The 16,667-nt window shown below is 74.6% G+C and carries 13 protein-coding genes; 4 read left to right on the top strand and 9 right to left on the bottom strand.

The genetic code is table 11. The annotated features are described in order from the left end of the window. Nucleotides 1-2: 2 nt before the first annotated feature. The 8 genes from hypF to WME98_RS07915 are packed head-to-tail and all read right to left on the bottom strand — an operon-like array spanning nt 3 to nt 7,845. The gene (gene hypF / locus WME98_RS07880) at nt 3-2,390 is read right to left on the bottom strand and encodes a carbamoyltransferase HypF (RefSeq protein WP_437950719.1); all 2,388 of its coding nucleotides are present in this window, start codon (nt 2,388-2,390) and stop codon (nt 3-5) included. Nucleotides 2,391-2,392: 2 nt separating this feature from the next. Then, nucleotides 2,393-2,734 carry a hydrogenase maturation nickel metallochaperone HypA gene (locus tag WME98_RS07885; protein ID WP_437950720.1) on the bottom strand — a complete coding sequence of 114 codons (342 nt, stop codon included), beginning with the start codon at nt 2,732-2,734 and terminating at the stop codon, nt 2,393-2,395. Nucleotides 2,735-2,738: 4 nt separating this feature from the next. Beyond that, nucleotides 2,739-3,191, bottom strand: a complete 453-nt coding sequence (locus WME98_RS07890) for a hydrogenase maturation protease (RefSeq protein WP_437950721.1) — start codon at nt 3,189-3,191, stop codon at nt 2,739-2,741. Continuing rightward, entirely contained in the window at nt 3,188-4,498 is a 1,311-nt protein-coding gene (locus tag WME98_RS07895) for a Ni/Fe hydrogenase subunit alpha (protein ID WP_437950722.1), read from the bottom strand. The genes WME98_RS07890 and WME98_RS07895 overlap by 4 nt, the downstream gene beginning before the upstream one ends. Next, on the bottom strand, nt 4,488-5,264 hold the full coding sequence (locus WME98_RS07900; protein ID WP_437950723.1) for an oxidoreductase: 777 nt from the start codon (nt 5,262-5,264) through the stop codon (nt 4,488-4,490). The genes WME98_RS07895 and WME98_RS07900 overlap by 11 nt, the downstream gene beginning before the upstream one ends. A 5-nt stretch (nt 5,265-5,269) precedes the next feature. Further along, complete coding sequence (locus WME98_RS07905) at nt 5,270-6,190, bottom strand: FAD/NAD(P)-binding protein (protein ID WP_437950724.1); 921 nt, start codon at nt 6,188-6,190, stop codon at nt 5,270-5,272. Continuing rightward, a complete protein-coding gene (locus WME98_RS07910) occupies nt 6,187-6,639 on the bottom strand; it encodes a cyclic nucleotide-binding domain-containing protein (RefSeq protein ID WP_437950725.1) in 453 nt (150 codons plus the stop codon). The genes WME98_RS07905 and WME98_RS07910 overlap by 4 nt, the downstream gene beginning before the upstream one ends. A gap of 30 nt (nt 6,640-6,669) precedes the next feature. After that, on the bottom strand, nt 6,670-7,845 hold the full coding sequence (locus WME98_RS07915) for a 4Fe-4S dicluster domain-containing protein (RefSeq protein ID WP_437950726.1): 1,176 nt from the start codon (nt 7,843-7,845) through the stop codon (nt 6,670-6,672). Nucleotides 7,846-8,045: 200 nt separating this feature from the next. Here WME98_RS07915 and WME98_RS07920 point away from each other — a divergent pair, with 200 nt between their 5' ends. The 4 genes from WME98_RS07920 to speB all read left to right on the top strand — a co-directional run bounded on the left by WME98_RS07920 (nt 8,046) and on the right by speB (nt 13,999). Beyond that, nucleotides 8,046-8,441 carry a FeoA family protein gene (locus WME98_RS07920; RefSeq protein ID WP_437950727.1) on the top strand — a complete coding sequence of 132 codons (396 nt, stop codon included), beginning with the start codon at nt 8,046-8,048 and terminating at the stop codon, nt 8,439-8,441. Then, nucleotides 8,438-10,381, top strand: a complete 1,944-nt coding sequence (gene feoB / locus WME98_RS07925) for a ferrous iron transporter B (RefSeq protein ID WP_437950728.1) — start codon at nt 8,438-8,440, stop codon at nt 10,379-10,381. Before WME98_RS07920 ends, feoB begins: the two co-directional genes overlap by 4 nt. Before the next feature lie 141 nt (nt 10,382-10,522). Beyond that, nucleotides 10,523-12,853, top strand: a complete 2,331-nt coding sequence (gene ppsA / locus WME98_RS07930; protein WP_437950729.1) for a phosphoenolpyruvate synthase — start codon at nt 10,523-10,525, stop codon at nt 12,851-12,853. A gap of 159 nt (nt 12,854-13,012) precedes the next feature. Continuing rightward, entirely contained in the window at nt 13,013-13,999 is a 987-nt protein-coding gene (gene speB, locus WME98_RS07935) for an agmatinase (RefSeq protein ID WP_437950730.1), read from the top strand. Nucleotides 14,000-14,056: 57 nt separating this feature from the next. Here the strand turns inward: speB and WME98_RS07940 are convergent, their stop codons facing one another. After that, complete coding sequence (locus tag WME98_RS07940; RefSeq protein ID WP_437950731.1) at nt 14,057-16,660, bottom strand: cation-translocating P-type ATPase; 2,604 nt, start codon at nt 16,658-16,660, stop codon at nt 14,057-14,059. Nucleotides 16,661-16,667 lie beyond the last annotated feature (7 nt).

Below are 16,667 nucleotides of genomic sequence, written 5' to 3' on the forward strand. Positions count from 1 at the left end.
CGTCACATCTCCACCGCTTCCGCTTCCGCTTCCGTGTCCGCGCCGCGCCGCGCGGCCACGAAGACCTGGCCGAGCGACAGGCCGCCGTCGCCCGGCGGGTAGAGCCTCGGCGCGTAGACCTCGACGCCTCGCGCGGCGAGGCGCTCGCGGATCGACGCGGCGAGGAGCGCATTCTGGAAGCACCCGCCCGCGAGCACGACGCGCCCGAGGCCGCTCGCGGCAGCGAGCGCCTCGGCGACGCCCACGAGCGCCGCGTGAAAACGGGCCGCGATGACGCCGGACGGCACACCGTCGCGCCGGTCGTCCAGCGCCGCGCCGATCAGCGGGCCGAAGTCGAACACCGCCGGCTCGCCCGGCGCGCCGGCGCGCACCGGCATCGGGTAGCCCGCCTGCTCGCCGGCCGCCTCGGCCAGGCACTCCAGCTCCATGGCGGCCTGCCCCTCGAAGCTCGCCGCCCCGCGCAGGCCCGCGAGCGCCGCCACCCCGTCGAACAGGCGCCCCACGCTGGTCGTGCGCGGCGAGCCCGTCCCGCGCGCGAGCATGGAGAGCAGCGGGCCGAGCTCGGCCTCGCGGAACCAGGCGCGCGCGTGGTCCCGGGCGCCCTCGCCGTGGAGCTCCCAGAGCAGCCCGAGCGCGGCGCGGCGCGGCTCCCTCATGGCGCGCTCGCCGCCCGGCAGCGGGAAGGAGCGGAGATGCGCCGCGCGGCGGGAAGACGACCCGTCCACGACCAGCGCCTCGCCGCCCCAGAGCGTGCCGTCGAGCCCGTAGCCGGCGCCGTCCCACGCGAGGCCGAGGACCGGGCCATCGAGGCCGTGCTCGGCCATGCAGGCGGCGACGTGCGCGTGGTGATGCTGCACGCGGACGAGCGGCGCGCGGAAGGCCGCCGCGAGCCGCTCGGCGATGCGGCTCCCCGCGTAGTCGGGGTGAAGATCGCAGGCGACGCGCTCCGGCCGCACCTGGAACAGGCGCGCGAGGTCGAGCGCCGTGCGCTCGATGAGCGCGGCCCCCTCCGCGGTGTGCGCGTCGCCGAGGTGCTGGCTGACGACCACCTGGCCGCCGAAGAAAAGCGCCGTCGTGCTCTTCAGGTGGCCGCCGAGGGCGAGGATCGGCGGGGCTGTGACCCGCAGCGGGAGGGGCAGCGGGGTGAACCCGCGCGCGCGGCGGAGGAGCTCGAGCCCGGCCGGCCCGACGCGGGCCACGGAGTCGTCGAGGGGGCGCGCGATGGGCCGGTCGTGCACCAGAAACAGGTCGGCGACGCCGCCCAGGCGCTCCAGCGCGTCCGACGTGTCGGTACAGATCGGCTCGTCCGAGAGGTTGCCGCTCGTGCAGACCACCGGGCGCCCGACGAGCTGGAGCGTCAGCCGGTGGAGCGGTGTGTAAGGGAGCAGCGCGCCCAGGCGAGCCATGCCCGGCGCGACCGCGTCGGCGATGGCGACCCGCGCAGCGGCGGGCGCGAGCCGCCGCAGCAGCACGATCGGCGCCTCGGGACCGCACAGCGCGTCTGCTTCCGCGGGAGACACGCGGCAGGCGTCGCGCACGGCGTCGAGCGAGCCGAACATCACCGCGAACGGCTTTGCGTCGCGGCGCTTCCGACGGCGCAGGAGCGCGACCGCGTCCGGCGACGTCGCGTCGACGAGCAGGTGGAAGCCGCCGAGCCCCTTCACGGCGACCACCCTCCCCGCCAACACGGCGGCCGCGGCCTCGCGGAGCGCGCCGTCAGGCGACCCGGAGCCCCGGAGGTCGGCCTGGGTCCTGGGGCGCAGGGCGCCGTCGGGCGACCCGGAGCCCCCAAGGCTCGGCTCCATCGGGTCTCCGGCGGAGGTCACGAGCTGGACGCGCGGACCGCACGCCGGGCAGGCGATGGGCTCCGCGTGGAAGCGCCGGTCCGAGGGGTCCGCGTACTCCGCGGCGCACGCGGGGCACATCGCGAAGCGCTCCATCGTGGTCCTGGCCCGGTCGTACGGGAGCCCCGAGAGGATCGTGTAGCGGGGTCCGCACTGCGCGCAGCTCGTGAACGGGTAGCGGCGGCGGCGGCCGGTCTCGCTGTCCACCTCCCGGGCGCACGCCTCGCAGACGGCGAGATCCGCGGGAACCGAGGGACGCGCCCCGCTCGCCGCCTCGCTGCGGAGGATCTGGAACGGACCGGCTTCCTCCTCGGCCCGCGGCTCGATCTCGATGCGCTCGACGCGCGCGGGCGCGCTGGGCTCGCGGATCAGCCCCGCGACGAAGGCGTGGAGGCTGCGCTCCGGCCCCTGCACCTCGATCTCGACCCCGCCGGGGCGGTTCCGCACCCAGCCGCCCAGGCCGAGCGCGGACGCGCGCCGGTACACGAGGGGGCGGAAGCCCACCCCCTGGACGATGCCCTGCACGCGGAGCGCGAGGCGCGGCATGGCTACTCGACCTCCAGGGCATCCAGGCCGAGCCCCAGCCGCCCGAGGAGCGTCGCCTGGTCGCCGCCGCAGCGCGGGCACAGCAGCACGTGATGGTCGGGCGCGTACGTGCCGCCGCAGGAGAGGCAGCGCGCCTCGACGCGCTGGAGCCGCAGCTCGAGGCGCGCTCCCTCGGCCGGCGTGCCGCGCGCGTGCGCCGCGAAGTGGAGCGAGAGGCTCTCCGGCGAGAGCGCCTCGGCCTCGGCCACCCAGCCGCGCACCGAGAGGACCCGCGTCGCCCCATCGGCCGCGGCGCGGTCCAGCGCGGCGGAGAGCAGCTGCCTTGCGATGGACGACTCGTGCACGGGCTCACCCTCCGAGGAACGAGAGGACGCGGGCGACGGCCCGGGGGACCGCCGCGGCCACCTCGGGCGACAGATCAAGCTCCTGCCGGCAGGGCCTGCCGATGCTCACGCCGACGATGCGGATGTCCGGCGACAGCCGGTCCGGCGCCGCGAGGCGAGCGAGCTCGATGGCCTGCCCCACGCCGAGGCCGTGCGTCGAGACCGGGACAGGCGCGCCGGCGGCGAGGTCCGAGGGCGAGAGATCGAGCACCTCCCCGGGCGGCGACGCGAGCACGGCGTCGACGACCACGACCGTCGCGGGCGTCTGGAGGAGCGAGACGAGCGCGCTCGCGTCCCTCGCCTCGACGAGCTCCGCGTCGCCCGGCGGCCCCTGGCGGCGCAGCGCCTCGAGCACGGCGAGCCCGGCGGCGTCGTCCCCGGCGGCCCGCTGCCCGAGGCCGATGATCCGCGCGGTCATCGCGGCGCCTCCTCGACGCGCAGCGTGAGGAAGTGCGTCGCGCAGGAGATGCAGGGGTCGTGGTTGCGCACGGCCTGCTCGGCGCGCGCGGTCGCCTCGCGGTGCGGCAGCGACGCGAGCGACGGCGACAGCGCGCAGAGGTCCTCCTCGATCGAGAGCTGGTTCTGCGACGTGGGCGGGACGATCTTCGCGTCCAGGATCGTCCCCTCGGCGTCGAGCGTGTAGCGGTGGAACAGGAAGCCGCGCGGCGCCTCGGAGCCGCCGTAGCCCGTGCCCGCGCGGACCGCCGGGGGCGCCACGAACGGCGCCGGCGGGGGCGCGTACGCCTCGATGATCCGGATCGACTCCTCGAACGCCTGCAGGATCTCCACGAGGCGCACGAGCAGGCTACGGAACGGGTTGCGGCACGGGACCGCGAGGCCGGCCGCCCGCGCCGCGTCCCGGACCTCGGGGAGGAGGCGATCGAAGCTCAGGTTGAAGCGCGCGAGCGGGCCGCACAGGTAGCTGCCGCTGCCGCGAATCCGGGACCTCAGCGCGGTCGACCACGAGACCTGCTCCTCGATGAAATGCGCGTCGTACGCGCGCACCTCGATGTCGAGCCCGCCCGAGGAGACGAGGCGCCCCTCGGCGATCGCGTAGGCGTCATCGCTGCGGAGCGCGACGAACTCGTAGGGCCGCTCGAGCTCCGGGCACGGCAGCGTCGCCATCCAGGAGAGGCACGCGCGCGTGTGCTCCAGCCCGGCGCGCAGCTCGGGGAGCAGGCGCTCGAGCTCCGCGCGGGACGGCGCGCTGTAGAAGCCGCCGACGCGGGTGTTGACCGGGTGGATCTCGCGGCCCCCGAGGAGCGCGACGATCGCGTTCCCCGCCTTCTTGATGGCGAGGCCCTTCGCGACCCAGTCGCGATGGTCGCGCGCCATGGCGACCGCGTCCGGGTAGCCGAGGAAATCGGGCGCGTGCAGCAGGAAGACGTGCAGGGCGTGGCTCTCGATCCACTCGCCGCAGTAGAAGAGGCGCCTGAGCGCGCGGAGCTCCGGGCCGAGCTCGATGCCGAGCGCGTCCTCCATCGCGCGGCACGCGCTCGTGATGTACGCGACCGGGCAGATGCCGCAGATGCGCGACGTGATGTCGGGCGCCTCCGCGTAGCCCCGGCCGCGGAGGAACGCCTCGAAGAACCGCGGCGGCTCGAAGATCGACAGGCGCGCCTCCTTCGCCCGCCCGTCCTCGATCACCAGCGTCAGCGAGCCCTCGCCCTCGACGCGGGCGAGGTAGTCGACGGCGATCGTGCGCGTCCTTTCGCTAGCGCTCATGCCGCTCGCTCTCCGCGCGGAACGCCGGGGCGTTCGCGTTGAAGGTGCGGTGGAGCCGCACGAGGTCGCGCTCCGGCACGCCCGCCGCCCGGAACGCGCGCGAGAGCGACTCCATGTTCGGCGCCTCCATCGGCCCGAAGCAGCCGTAGCAGCCGCGCTGGTAGGTCGGGCAGAGCGCGCCGCAGCCCGCGTGCGTCACCGGGCCGAGGCAAGGCGTCCCGGTCACCATCACGCACACGTTGCCGCGCATCTTGCACTCGACGCAGACGCTGTGGCTCGCGACGTTGGGCCGGCGCCCGTGCAGGAAGGCGCTGATCACCTCCAGGAGCTGGCGCTTGTTCACCGGACAGCCGCGCAGCTCGAAGTCGACGGGGACGTGGTCGGCGATCGCCGTGGAGGTGGCGAGGGTCTCGATGTACGCGGGCGAGGCGTACACGACCGACAGAAACTCTCGTACATTCGCGAAGTTGCGCAGCGCCTGGATGCCCCCGGCCGTGGCGCAGGCGCCGATGGTGACGAGCGCCTTCGACAGGCGCCGGACCTCGCGGATCCGCTCGGCGTCCGCGGGCGTGGTGATCGACCCCTCGACCAGCGACAGATCGAACGGCCCCGCGCGCTCGAGGCTCGTGGCCTCCTTGAAGTAGGCGATGTCGATCGCGGCGGCGAGCGACAGGAGCTCGTCCTCGAGGTCGAGGACGCTGAGCTGACAGCCGTCGCACGAGGCGAACTTCCACACGGCGAGCTTCGGCTTCGCGGGGCGCGCCATGGCGCTCACAGCTCCCGGACCGCGAGCAGCGGTCCCACGCGGTCGTAGCGGAGCACGGGGCCGTCCTTGCAGACGAAGCTCGGCCCGAGCTGGCAGCGGCCGCAGATCCCCACCGCGCACTTCATGTTCCGCTCCAGCGAGGCGTAGACGCGCTCGCCGGGGACGCCGCGGCGCTCGAGCTCGCGCGCCGTGAAGCGCATCATCACCTCCGGCCCGCAGACGAACGCGACCGCGCGGCCCGGATCGAAGTCGGCGAGCCGCAGGAGGGCCGGCACGACCCCGACGTGCCCGCGCCAGCCGGGCCCCGCGCGGTCCACGGTCACGAGCACCTGCAGGTCGGCGCGGCGGCTCCAGCGCTCGAGCTCCCTGCGGTAGAGCAGGTCCTCGGGGCCGCGCGCGCCGTAGAGCAGCGCGACGCGGCCGTAGGCGGCGCGGTGCCGGAGGACGTGGCAGAGCGCCGGGCGCAGCGGCGCCATCCCGAGCCCGCCGGCGAGGAGCAGCACGTCGGCGCCGCGCGCCTCGCCGACGGGCCAGGGGCTCCCGAACGGGCCGCGCAGCCCGAGCGCCATGCCCGCGCGGAGGCGGCCGAGCGCGCGCGTGACCGGGCCGACCTCGCGGATCGTGTGCAGGAGCCGATCGGGCCGGGCGGGATCCCCGCTGATCGAGATCGCGACCTCGCCGATCCCGAAGGCGTAGAGCATGTTGAACTGGCCGGGCGCGAACACGAGCCCGCCCGGGCGGCCCGGCACCTCGATGGTCGCCGTGAAGGTCGTCGCCGTCTCGCAGTGGACGCGCCGCACGCGCGCCGGCTCCGGGGCGAAGGGCGCCGCCAGGCGACCCGCAGCCCCAAGCGGCGCGCCGGAGCTCCTCGGGAGCGCGGCGTCCGGCCCGAAGGGCAGCGAGGCGTCCCGTGGCACGAAGGTCATGGCTCGGCCCCGTCGAGGTTGAAGACGTCGAGCCGCTGCAGCCGCACGCGCTCCAGGCGCGCGTAGAGCTGTCGCAGGAGCCGCAGGGACACGGCGTACCCGAGCGCGGGATCGGCGTCCGAGCACGAGCGCACGTGCGCCGCGTCGAGCCCGACCGCGCGGACCTGGGTGACCGCCCTCGCGTCGAGCACCCACCGCCGCGGCGGGAACAGCCAGTGCAGGCCCAGGATGTCCCCGGCCGACAGGCTCTCGACCTGCACCGGGTCGCGGCCGGGGCGGTGGATCTCGAGCGCCACGCGCCCCTGCGTGAGCAGGTACAGCGTGTCCGCCTCGCCTCCCTCCCGGAGGAGGAACGCCCCTTCCGGGAAGCCCCGCGCTGACGCGCCCTCGGCCAGGCGCGCGAGGTGCGCGGCCGGGAGCCCCTCGAGAAATGGGTGGGCTCCGAGCACGGGGAGGAGCTCCTGCGCAACCATCGCCGCCTACCCCTTCCCTGCGGCGACGGCGCCGTCTCCAGCGCGGATGGCCGCCGCCTCCTCGGTGATGTCGATGCCGACGGGACACCACGTGATGCACCGGCCGCAGCCGACGCAGCCGGACGTGCCGAACTGATCGATCCACGTGGCCAGCTTGTGCGTGAGCCACTGCCGGTAGCGGGCCCGGAGCGAGGCGCGGACGCTGCCGCCGTGCAGGTACGAGTGGTCGAGGGAGAAGCACGAGTCCCAGCGCCGGAAGCGCTCGGCCACGGCGGCGTCTCGGCCGTCGTCGGCCGCGACGTCGGTCACGTCCTCGACCGTGCTGCAGAAGCACGTCGGGCACGCGAGCGTGCAGTTGGTGCATCCGAGGCAGCGCTCGGCCACGTCATCCCAGCGGGGGTGCTCGAGGTTTCGATAGAAGAGCTCCTTGATGCCGTCCGTCTCGAGCTCCCTGCCCATCTGGGTCGCCGTGCGGCGCGAGATCTCGAAGGCCGCCCGGGCGTCGTCCTCGCCCGCGCGCGGCGCGCCCACGCGAGCGAGCAAGGAGGCGCCGGCGTCGCTGCCTACCTCGACGAAGAAGCGGTGGCCTTCGTCGAGGAGCTCGGTCAGCGCGAGGTCGAAGCCACGCTCGGCGCGCGGCCCCGTCCGCATCGACACGCAGAAGCACGTCCCGCCCGCCTGCCCGCACTGCACGGCGATGACGAAGAGGCTCCTGCGGCGCGCCACATAGTCGGGATCCGGGTGAGGGCCGTCGACGAAGACGCGGTCCTGCACGTCGATCGCGGCGAGATCACACGCCCGCGCGCCGAGGACGGCGAGGCGCGGAGGGGCCTCGGCCTCGTCGGTCCGGGAGATGGATCCGCCGCGCCGCCTGAGCTGCACCAGGCGGAGCCGGGGCACGAACAGGAGGTGCTTGAGCGACCGCGGCCCGACCGCGTAGCCGAACAAGGCCTCGTCCACGCGCCTGGAGAGCCGGTAACGGCCGGCCTCCTGCTGCTCGGTCCAGCCGGCCGGGAGCTCCTCCACGCCCTGAATCTCGTCGTACACGATGGCCCCGCCGCGGAGCGTGGGACCGATGAGCCGGTACCCCTCCTCGCGCAGGCCCTGCAGGAGCGCCGCGATCCCCGGCCGGCCGAGCACCGCGCGATCGCCAGGACGAAAGCCGGTCTCTGCGCCGCGCATGCGGGGCCGGTGAGCACGGTCCGTGCCGCTGGATCCGAGCCAACGACGACCAGCGCGCGTGCTCCAGGCCGCTTCCCTTCCGGCGCTCGTCCGGCGTCGCGCGTCGCGAGGGGCCCTGCGCGCCGCTCCGTGCGCCAGCGCCGCACAGAGCTGCCGGCAGTAGCTGGCACATTTGATGAAAATGACTTACACTTTCAACAATGGGAACGGAACAAGATGCCCGGCGTTTCCTCTCCTCTTCCCCTCGACTTCCCCTCGACCCGATTCCCCTCGACCCGAGCTCCGCGACGCTGTGCCCGACGGGCGTGGGCGCCCCGGACCTCGAGGCGCACGACGCTCCAGCCACGGGCCCGCTCGCGGAGGTGCGCGCCGGTGAGCGGGCGGTCGTGGTCGAGGTCGGCCTCGACGCCGATCTCGCCGGATGGCTCGGGGCGATGGGGCTCGGCCCCGGCCAGACGCTCACGTTGATCCGGCGCGCGGCGTTCGGCGGCCCCCTCCATGTGCGCACCGGCTCCGGGGGCGAGCTCGCGATCAACGCGGGGCTCGCGCGCTCCATCCTGGTCGCGCCCCTGCTCCCGCCGAGTCGGCTCCCATGACGGCCGCGGCCTCCGAGGTGCGCGCGGCGCGCCTTCCGGCGGTGGCCGAGCGGCCGCTCGTCGCGCTGCTCGGGCGACCGAACTCGGGCAAATCGTCGCTGTTCAACCGGCTGACCGGCGGCAGCGCCCACGTCGGCAACTTCCCCGGCATCACGGTGGACATCCTCACCGCCGACGTCCGCCTCGCTGGCGGAAAGGTCGCGACGATCGCGGATCTCCCCGGGCTTTACTCGATCGAGTCCGTCGTCGACCCCGCGACGGACGAGGGCGTCGCGCGCCGCTTCCTCGACCGCACCGCCGAGGGCGGGCGGCCGCGCCTCGTCGTCCAGGTGCTCGACGCGACGCAGCTCGCGCTCGGCCTGCGGCTCACGCGCGAGCTCGTGCGGCGCGGGCTCGCGCCGCTCGTCGTCGCCACCCAGCGCGACGTGCTGGAGGGCGAGGGGCGCGGGATCGATCTCGGCGCCCTCGAGCGCGCCATCGGCCTGCCCGTGCTGCTCGTGAGCGCGAGGGATCCGGGCGCGCGCGGCGCCGTGCTCGACGCCATCGCCGCGCGGCTCGACGCGGGCGCCGCGCCTGCTCCCGGCGCCGCGTCATGGGATCCGGATGCGGTCGCGCGCGCCGCGTACGTCGAGGCGGCGCGCCGCGACGCCGCCGCGGAGCGGAGGAGGACGTTCACGGCGCGCGCGGACGCCGTGCTGCTCCACCCGGCGGCCGGTCCGGTCCTGTTCCTCGGGTTGATGGCGCTGCTCTTCGCCGCGGTGTTCCTCGTCGCCACGCCGGCCACCGAGGCGCTCGACGCCGCGATCGGCCAGCTCGGCGGGCTCGTGTCCCGCGCCCTCGGCGGGGGGCTCGCCGCGTCGTTCGTCGTCGACGGCCTGCTCGGCGGCGCGGGCACGGTGCTCGCCTTCATGCCGCAGATCGTGATCCTCACCGTCGCGATGGAGCTGCTCGAGGCGAGCGGTTACCTCGCGCGCGGCGCCTTCCTCGTCGACCGCCTGCTCCAGCTCATGGGGCTGAGCGGCCGCGCGTTCCTGCCGCTCCTGATGGGGCACGCGTGCGCGGTGCCCGCCGTGCACGCGACGCGCATCCTCCGCGATCCGCGCGAGCGGCTCACGGCGATCCTCGTCCTCCCGCTCATGGCGTGCTCCGCGCGGATCCCGACCTACGCGCTCCTCCTGACGACGTTCTTCGCCGCCCACGGCCCGTGGGTGCAGGCGCTGCTCTTCGTCGCGCTCTACGTCGCCGGCATCTTCTCGGGGCTCGTCGCCTCGCTCGTGCTCCGGCGCACGGCGACCCGCGGGCGCTCGCTCCCGATGGTGCTCGAGATGCCGGCGTACCGCAGCCCCGAGGTGCGCGTCGTGGCCCGCAAGGCGGCCCAGGCGGCGTGGCGGTTCACGCGCGAGGTCGGAACCGTGATCCTGGCCGTCTCGGCCGTGCTGTGGGTTCTGCTGAAGGTCCCGATGCCGGGCGCCGCGCCGCCGGAGCCGCCGGCCGCCGCGGCCGAGGCCGCGGCGACGCCGCTCGAGTCGAGCATCGCCGGCGGCGTGGGGCGCGCGCTCGAGCCTGTGACCGCGCCGCTCGGCTTCGACTGGCGCATCAACGTCGGCCTCATCGGCTCGTTCGGCGCGCGCGAGGTCATGGTCGGGACGATGGGCGTCATCTTCGGCGTCGAGGGCGCCGACGACGAGCCCGCGCCGCTCGCCGAGCGGATCCGCGAGGCGAGGCGCCCGGACGGGGCGCTCGCTTACTCGACGCGCACCGGGCTCGCGCTGCTCGCGTTCTTCGTCCTCGCCTGCCAGTGCATGAGCACCGTGGCGGCGATCCGCCGCGAGACGAAGACGTGGCGCTGGCCGGCGTTCGTCCTCGCCTACAGCTACGCGGCGGCGTACGTCGCGGCGCTCGTCGTCTACCAGGGGAGCGGGCTGCTCGGGATCCCGTGAGCCATCGCGAGGTCGCGGCGCCGGGTCTGGATGTTGCTCCAGCGCCGGAGGCCCGAGCTCCGACGCACGCGCGGGCGCTCGAGCGTGCCGCCGGCGCGGCAGCGCCGAGCGGATTCATCCCGATCTCGACGAGGAGACACGGTGGCCGCGCACGTCCTCTGGTTCGATTCGCTGTCCCGCAACGATGTCGCGTCCGCCGGAGGAAAAGGCGGCAACCTCGGAGAGCTCACGCGCGCCGGCCTGCCGGTGCCGCCGGGCTTCGTCATCACCGCGGACGCGTACCTCGCGACGATGGAGGCCGCGGCGGTGCGAAAGCAGCTGTGCGATCTCTTCGCCGAGGCCGATCCGAACGACCCGACCGGGCTGCGCGCGGCCTGCGCCGAGCTGCGGCGCCTCGTCCGCGCGGCGCCGCTCCCGGCCGAGCTCCAGGCGGAGATCGTCGGCGCGTACCGGAAGCTGGGGCCCGGCGCCGTCGTGGCCGTCCGGTCGTCCGCCACCTCGGAGGACTCGGCCTCGACCTCGTTCGCCGGCATGCACGAGACGTACACCGACGTGATCGGCGAGCAGGCGCTGCTCGACCGCGTGCGCGACTGCTGGGCCTCCGCCTTCGGCGAGCGCGTGATCAGCTACCGGAAGTCCCAGCGCCTCGCCGAGGAGCCCGCCCTGGCGGTCGTCGTGCAGCGCATGGTGAGCTCCGAGCGCTCCGGCGTCATCTTCACCGCGGATCCCGCCACGAACGACACCTCGCGCCTCGTCGTCGAGGCGGCGTTCGGCCTCGGCGAGGTCGTGGTCGGCGGGCAGGTCGAGCCGGACACGTACACGGTCGCGAAGCGCGGGCCGCGGCTCCTGGAGGCCCGCGTCGGACACAAGGCGTTCAAGCTGGTGCGCGCGCCGGACGGCGGCGGAGAGCAGCGCGTGGAACTGCCGGAGGACGAGGGCGCGCGGCGCGTGCTCGAGGACGACGAGGTGCTCGAGCTCGCGCGCCTCGCGCTGCGGGTCGAGGAGCATTACGGCGCTCCCCAGGACATCGAGTGGGCCGTCGAGGACGGGGCGACGTACCTGGTGCAGACCCGTCCGATCACCACGCTGGGCGCGCCGCACCCCGCCCCCGGGGAGATCCTCGTCTCGGGCCTCGGCGCGTCCCCGGGCACGGCTTCCGGCGTGGTGCGCGTGCTCCGCGCGCCGGAGGAAGGGCAGCGGCTCGAGGCCGGCGAGGTCCTCGTGGCGCCCATGACGTCGCCCGACTGGGTGCCCACCATCCGCCGCGCGGCGGCCCTCGTGACGGACAGCGGCGGGATGACCTGCCACGCCGCGATCGTCAGCCGCGAGCTCCGCATCCCCTGCGTCGTGGGCACGCGCTCCGCCACGCGGACCCTGCGGGACGGCGAGCTCGTCACGGTCGACGGCGCGCACGGCAAGGTCCTCGAAGGGCAACGGGCCGCCGCGGAGGCGCCCGGGGCCGCTCCGGACGGGGCGCCCGGGGCTGCGGGGGTCGAGCCCGCTGCGAAGGCCGAGCCGCGGGACCAACGCGCGCCGGGCGCCGTCGGCACGCACGCGGCGTCGCCGGCCGTCCTCGGCACGCGCCTTTACGTGAACGTGGCGCTCGCCGAGCGCGCCGAGGAGGTCGCCGCGCTGCCCGTGGACGGCGTGGGGCTGCTCCGGGCCGAGTTCATGCTGCTCGACGCGCTCGGCGGCGTGCACCCGAAGGCCCTGATCGCGTCCGGCGGCCGCGACGAGTTCCTCCAGAAGATGTCGGACGCGCTGCTCCGCATCACCCGCGCCTTCCAGCCCCGTCCGGTCATCTACCGGACGTACGATTTCCGCACCAACGAGTTCCGCGGGCTCAAGGGGGGTGAGCACTACGAGCCCGCCGAGGACAACCCGATGATCGGGTATCGCGGCTGCTACCGGTATGTCCGCGATCCGGAGCTGTTCGCGCTCGAGCTCGAGGTGCTCGCCCGCGTCCGCGGGGAGACGCCGAACCTGCATGTCATGATCCCGTTCGTCCGCACGCGCTGGGAGCTCGCGGCCTGCCTGGACCTCATCGACCGGAGCCCGCTCGGCCGCCAGCGCGGGCTGCACCGGTGGGTCATGGCCGAGGTGCCCTCCGCCGCGTTCTGGATCCCGGAGTACGCGCGCATGGGCATCGACGGCGTCTCGATCGGCTCGAACGATCTGACCCAGCTGATGCTGGGGGTGGACCGCGACTCCGCGCTGTGCGCCGAGCTGTTCGACGAGTCCGACGCGGCGGTGCTCGACGCCATCGGGCGGATCATCCAGGCGTGCAGGGCGGCCGGGATCACCTCCTCGTTCTGCGGGCAGGCGCCGTCGAACCGCCCCGAGTTCGCCGAGCACCTCGTGCGGCTCGGCATCACGTCCATCTCGGTGAACCCGGACGCCGAGCCCGCGGCGCGGAAGGTCATCGCGGCGGCCGAGCGGCGGCTCTTGCTCGAGGCGGCGCGGCGGCCGTGACGGAGCGCTCGGCTCACGGGCCTCCGTCTCCGGCGCTCCGCGAAGCACCGCAGCCACGGACTGGCGCTGTCCGCGCGCCACGGGCGCCGAGCTCGACGCTGGCCGGCGCGTGAACGAGCGGTCAAGATGGCGCGATATCCCTCATCCCAGGAGCGCCTCATGACCCAGCCCAATCCAGCGTATGGCGCCGAGCTCTCGCCCTTCGCCGGGATAGCCTCCTTCATGCGCCGCCCGGTCACACGCGATCTCGCCGGCGCGGACGTGGCTGTCATCGGCATACCGTTCGACAGCGGCACCTCCTACCGCAGCGGCGCCCGCTTCGGACCGCGGCGGATCCGCGAGGCGTCGGTGCTGGTGTCGGGGTACAACAACGCGCTCTCCGTCAATCCGCTCGACGTGCTCAAGGTCGTGGACTACGGCGACGTGAACGTCATCCCGCCATCCATCGCCGACACCATGGCCAACATCGAGGCCGAGGTGGGCGCCGTCCTCTCGGCGGGCGCGACGGTCCTGGCGCTCGGCGGCGATCACTCGGTCAGCCTGCCGCTCCTGCGCGCTCACGCCAGGAAGCACGGCCCGCTCGGGGTCGTGCACTTCGATGCCCACCCGGACACCTGGCACCGCGAGTTCGACGAGCAGCCCTACAGCCACGGCACCCCGTTCCGCCGCGCCATCGAGGAGGGGATCCTCGACCCGTCGCGCTATGTGCAGGTGGGGCTGCGCGGCCCGACGTCCGAGCCGGGAGACTGGCAGTGGGCGCGCGAGCGCGGCGTGCGCGCGATCACGATGGAGGACGTCGCGGAGCTCGGCCTGCCCGCCGTCGCCCGGACGATGCGAGAGGCCCTTCGCGGCCCGATCTACGTCTCGCTCGACATCGACGCCGCCGACCCGGCCTTCGCGCCGGGAACCGGCACGCCGGAGGTCGGCGGCTTCTCCAGCCGAGAGATGCTGCAGCTCGTGCGGGGGCTGCGCGGGGTCGACCTCGTGGGGTGCGACCTCGTGGAGGTGTGCCCGCCGTACGATCATGGCGATATCACCTCGATCCTGGCCGCCAACCTGGCATTCGAGCTGCTGTCGCTGATGGCCGTCCGGCGGCGCGGCGGGTGTTCAGGAGCATCCGACGTTCCATTCAAGAGGCGAGAATAGAAGCGCACCCGCTGCTCGAACGTTCGCCACCGCGATTCGTCCTTGGGCATCGATTCGCTAGCTCGCCCGTGGCGGCGGGCGCCGCGAGCCATCTTGTTCCAGCTCCTCCAGCGCTCCTGCCTGCCGAGCGTCTCCGCCCGGGCCGCGCGCCAGCACGGCGCGCCGCAGCGCATCGAGAAGCACCATGGCCGCGGCGCCCCCGGGCAGCCACAGGAGCCACGCCGGTCCCACCGGGGCCATCGCGAACAACAGGTTCAGCCCAGGCACATAGAGCAGCGCGATCGCCAGCGCGACCTCGATCGAGAGCCCCGCGGCCACCCAGGGGTTCGACCAGAACGCGAGCCGCTTCCGGAGAGGCCCGTCGCGCTGCGCGAACAGGCACCCTATCTGACCCGAGACGATCCCGACGAACGTCATGGTGGCCGCCTCTCGCTCCAGCGCACGAAATGGCTCGAGCGAACCGAACGGTCTCCAGCCGTGCGCCCAGTAAAACCCGAAGTATGCAGTGACGCCTAGCAGCGCCTCGACGGCCCCGTAGAGGAAAAAGGTCCTGAGCCCGAGCTCCCGGGTGAGGATCGGTCTTCGGGGCGGCTCCGGTGGGACGTGCAGCGTCGCGGGCGACGCCGGCTCCACGCCGAGCGCCAGCGCGGGGAGCACGTCCGTCCCCAGGTCGATCGCGAGCACCTGCACGATCGCGAGCGGGAGAGGGATGGGGAAGAAGATGTAGAGGAGGAACGGGGCGAGCTCGGCGACGTTGCTCGTGAACACATAGCTCACGAAGCGGCGGATGTTCTGCTTGATGGCCCGGCCTTCCTCGATGGCCGCCACGATCGTGGCGAAGTTGTCGTCGGACAGGATGATGTCCGCCGCCTGCTTGGCCACCTCGGTGCCGCGCAGCCCCATGGCCACGCCGACGTCGGCGGCGCGGAGCGCGGGGGCGTCGTTCACGCCGTCGCCGGTCACCACCACCACCTCGCCGGACCGCCGCAGCACCTGCACCACCCGCAGCTTCTGCTCCGGCGTCGTCCGCGCGAGGCTCGCGCCGGCCTGGAGCAGCTCCAAGAGCGCCCGGTCATCCATCGCGTCGATCTCCGGCCCTTCGACCAGGCGGTCCGCCGCGTCCAGCCCGATGGCGGCGGCCACCGAGCGCGCGGTCGCCGGGTGATCGCCCGTCAGGATCACGACCCGCACGCCAGCGCGCCTGCAGGCGGCGATCGCCGCGGGGACCTCGGGCCGCGTCGGGTCGTGGAGGCAGACCAGGCCCAGGCACGCGAGCGGGCCGCCGGCGTCCCTCACGGCGAGCAGGAGGACGCGCTCGCCGCGCCCGGCCGCGCTCACCACCGCATCGTCGAGGCCCGCAGGCGCCGGCGCGCCGGTCAGCGCCACCACCGCCTCGGGCGCCCCCTTCACGAACTCGCGCGCGGCGCCGCCCTCCGCGCACGTCACCGCCATGTAGCGCCGGCGCGCGTCGAACGCGGTGTCGGCGACCCGCGGCCACCGGGCGCGCGCCTCGCCGAGGTCCACCCCGCCGGCCGCGGCCCAGCGCGCGAGCGCCACGTCCACCGGATCGCCCTCGTAATCGCCGCCCGCCGGCGCCGGGCGCGCGTTGTTGCACAGCGCGGCCGCGAGCCGCGCCGCCTGCTCCGCGTCCGGGGGCGCGCCGCGCGCGGGGACGAAGCCGCGCACCGAGAGCGTGTTCTGCGTGAGGGTCCCCGTCTTGTCCGTGCAGATGGTCGTCACCGACCCGACCACCTCGACCGCGGACAGGCGCCGCACCGGGGCGCCGCGGGCCGCCATGCGCTGCGCGCCGATCGCGAGCGACACGCTGAGCGTCGGGAGCAGCCCCTCGGGGACGAGCGCCACGATCACGCCGATCGCGAACGTGAGCGCGCCGAGCGGGCCGACGCGGTGGAACGCCTGCGCGAGCACCAGCGTGGCCGCGCCGGCGATCACCGCGACCACCGCGGTGACGCGCGAGAGCTGCGCGACCTGGCGCTCGAGCAGCGAGCCCTCGCGCCCGCCCTGCTCGAGGAGCAGGGCGATCTTGCCCGCGGCGCTCTCCGCGCCCGTCGCGAAGACGAGCGCCTCGCCCGCGCCGGTCACCACGGACGCCCCGCTCGGGAGCAGGCTCGGGAGCGCGAGCTCGTCCGCGCCTCGGCCCGGCGGGGCGACCGGCGCCGCGTCGCGATCGACGGGGGCCGTCTCGCCCGTGAGCATCGAGAGGTCGATCGAGAGGCTGTCTGCTCCGAGCAAGATGCAGTCGGCCGGGACGATCTCCCCTGCCGCGAGGCGGACCACGTCGCCCGGGACGAGCTCGCGCGCGGGCACACGCCGCTCGACGCCCGCCCGCACGACGCGGGCGCGCACGGCGACACGGCGCATGAGGCTGCTCACGACCTGTTCGGCGCGGTGCTCCTGGAGAAACGCGAACACGCCGTTGAGCACGACGACGGCGACGATGGCGAACCCGAGCTCCGGGGCGCCTGCGGCGAAGGCCAGCCCGGCGCCGAGCCAGAGCAGCAGAGCGAGGGTGTGCGTGAACTGCGCGAGCAGCGTCCGGAGCGGCCGTGACCGCCTGGGCGGCGCGAGCTCGTTGTCGCCGTGAGCGAGCCGCCTCCTCGCCGCTTCGGCCTCGGTCAGGCCGCTCGGAGCGGACCGCAATGCCTGA

The sequence above is a fragment of the Sorangium sp. So ce296 genome (assembly GCF_051529605.1).
Lineage (GTDB): Bacteria > Myxococcota_A > Polyangia > Polyangiales > Polyangiaceae > Sorangium > Sorangium cellulosum_D.

Bases quoted from the DNA above. Each gene is read 5' to 3' on its own strand.
- hypF (WP_437950719.1), bottom strand. From the start codon at position 2,390: ATGCCGCGCCTCGCGCTCCGCGTGCAGGGCATCGTCCAGGGGGTGGGC.
- WME98_RS07890 (WP_437950721.1), bottom strand. From the start codon at position 3,191: ATGACCGCGCGGATCATCGGCCTCGGGCAGCGGGCCGCCGGGGACGAC.
- WME98_RS07895 (WP_437950722.1), bottom strand. From the start codon at position 4,498: ATGAGCGCTAGCGAAAGGACGCGCACGATCGCCGTCGACTACCTCGCC.
- WME98_RS07900 (WP_437950723.1), bottom strand. From the start codon at position 5,264: ATGGCGCGCCCCGCGAAGCCGAAGCTCGCCGTGTGGAAGTTCGCCTCG.
- WME98_RS07905 (WP_437950724.1), bottom strand. From the start codon at position 6,190: ATGACCTTCGTGCCACGGGACGCCTCGCTGCCCTTCGGGCCGGACGCC.
- WME98_RS07915 (WP_437950726.1), bottom strand. From the start codon at position 7,845: ATGCGCGGCGCAGAGACCGGCTTTCGTCCTGGCGATCGCGCGGTGCTC.
- WME98_RS07920 (WP_437950727.1), top strand. From the start codon at position 8,046: ATGGGAACGGAACAAGATGCCCGGCGTTTCCTCTCCTCTTCCCCTCGA.
- feoB (WP_437950728.1), top strand. From the start codon at position 8,438: ATGACGGCCGCGGCCTCCGAGGTGCGCGCGGCGCGCCTTCCGGCGGTG.
- speB (WP_437950730.1), top strand. From the start codon at position 13,013: ATGACCCAGCCCAATCCAGCGTATGGCGCCGAGCTCTCGCCCTTCGCC.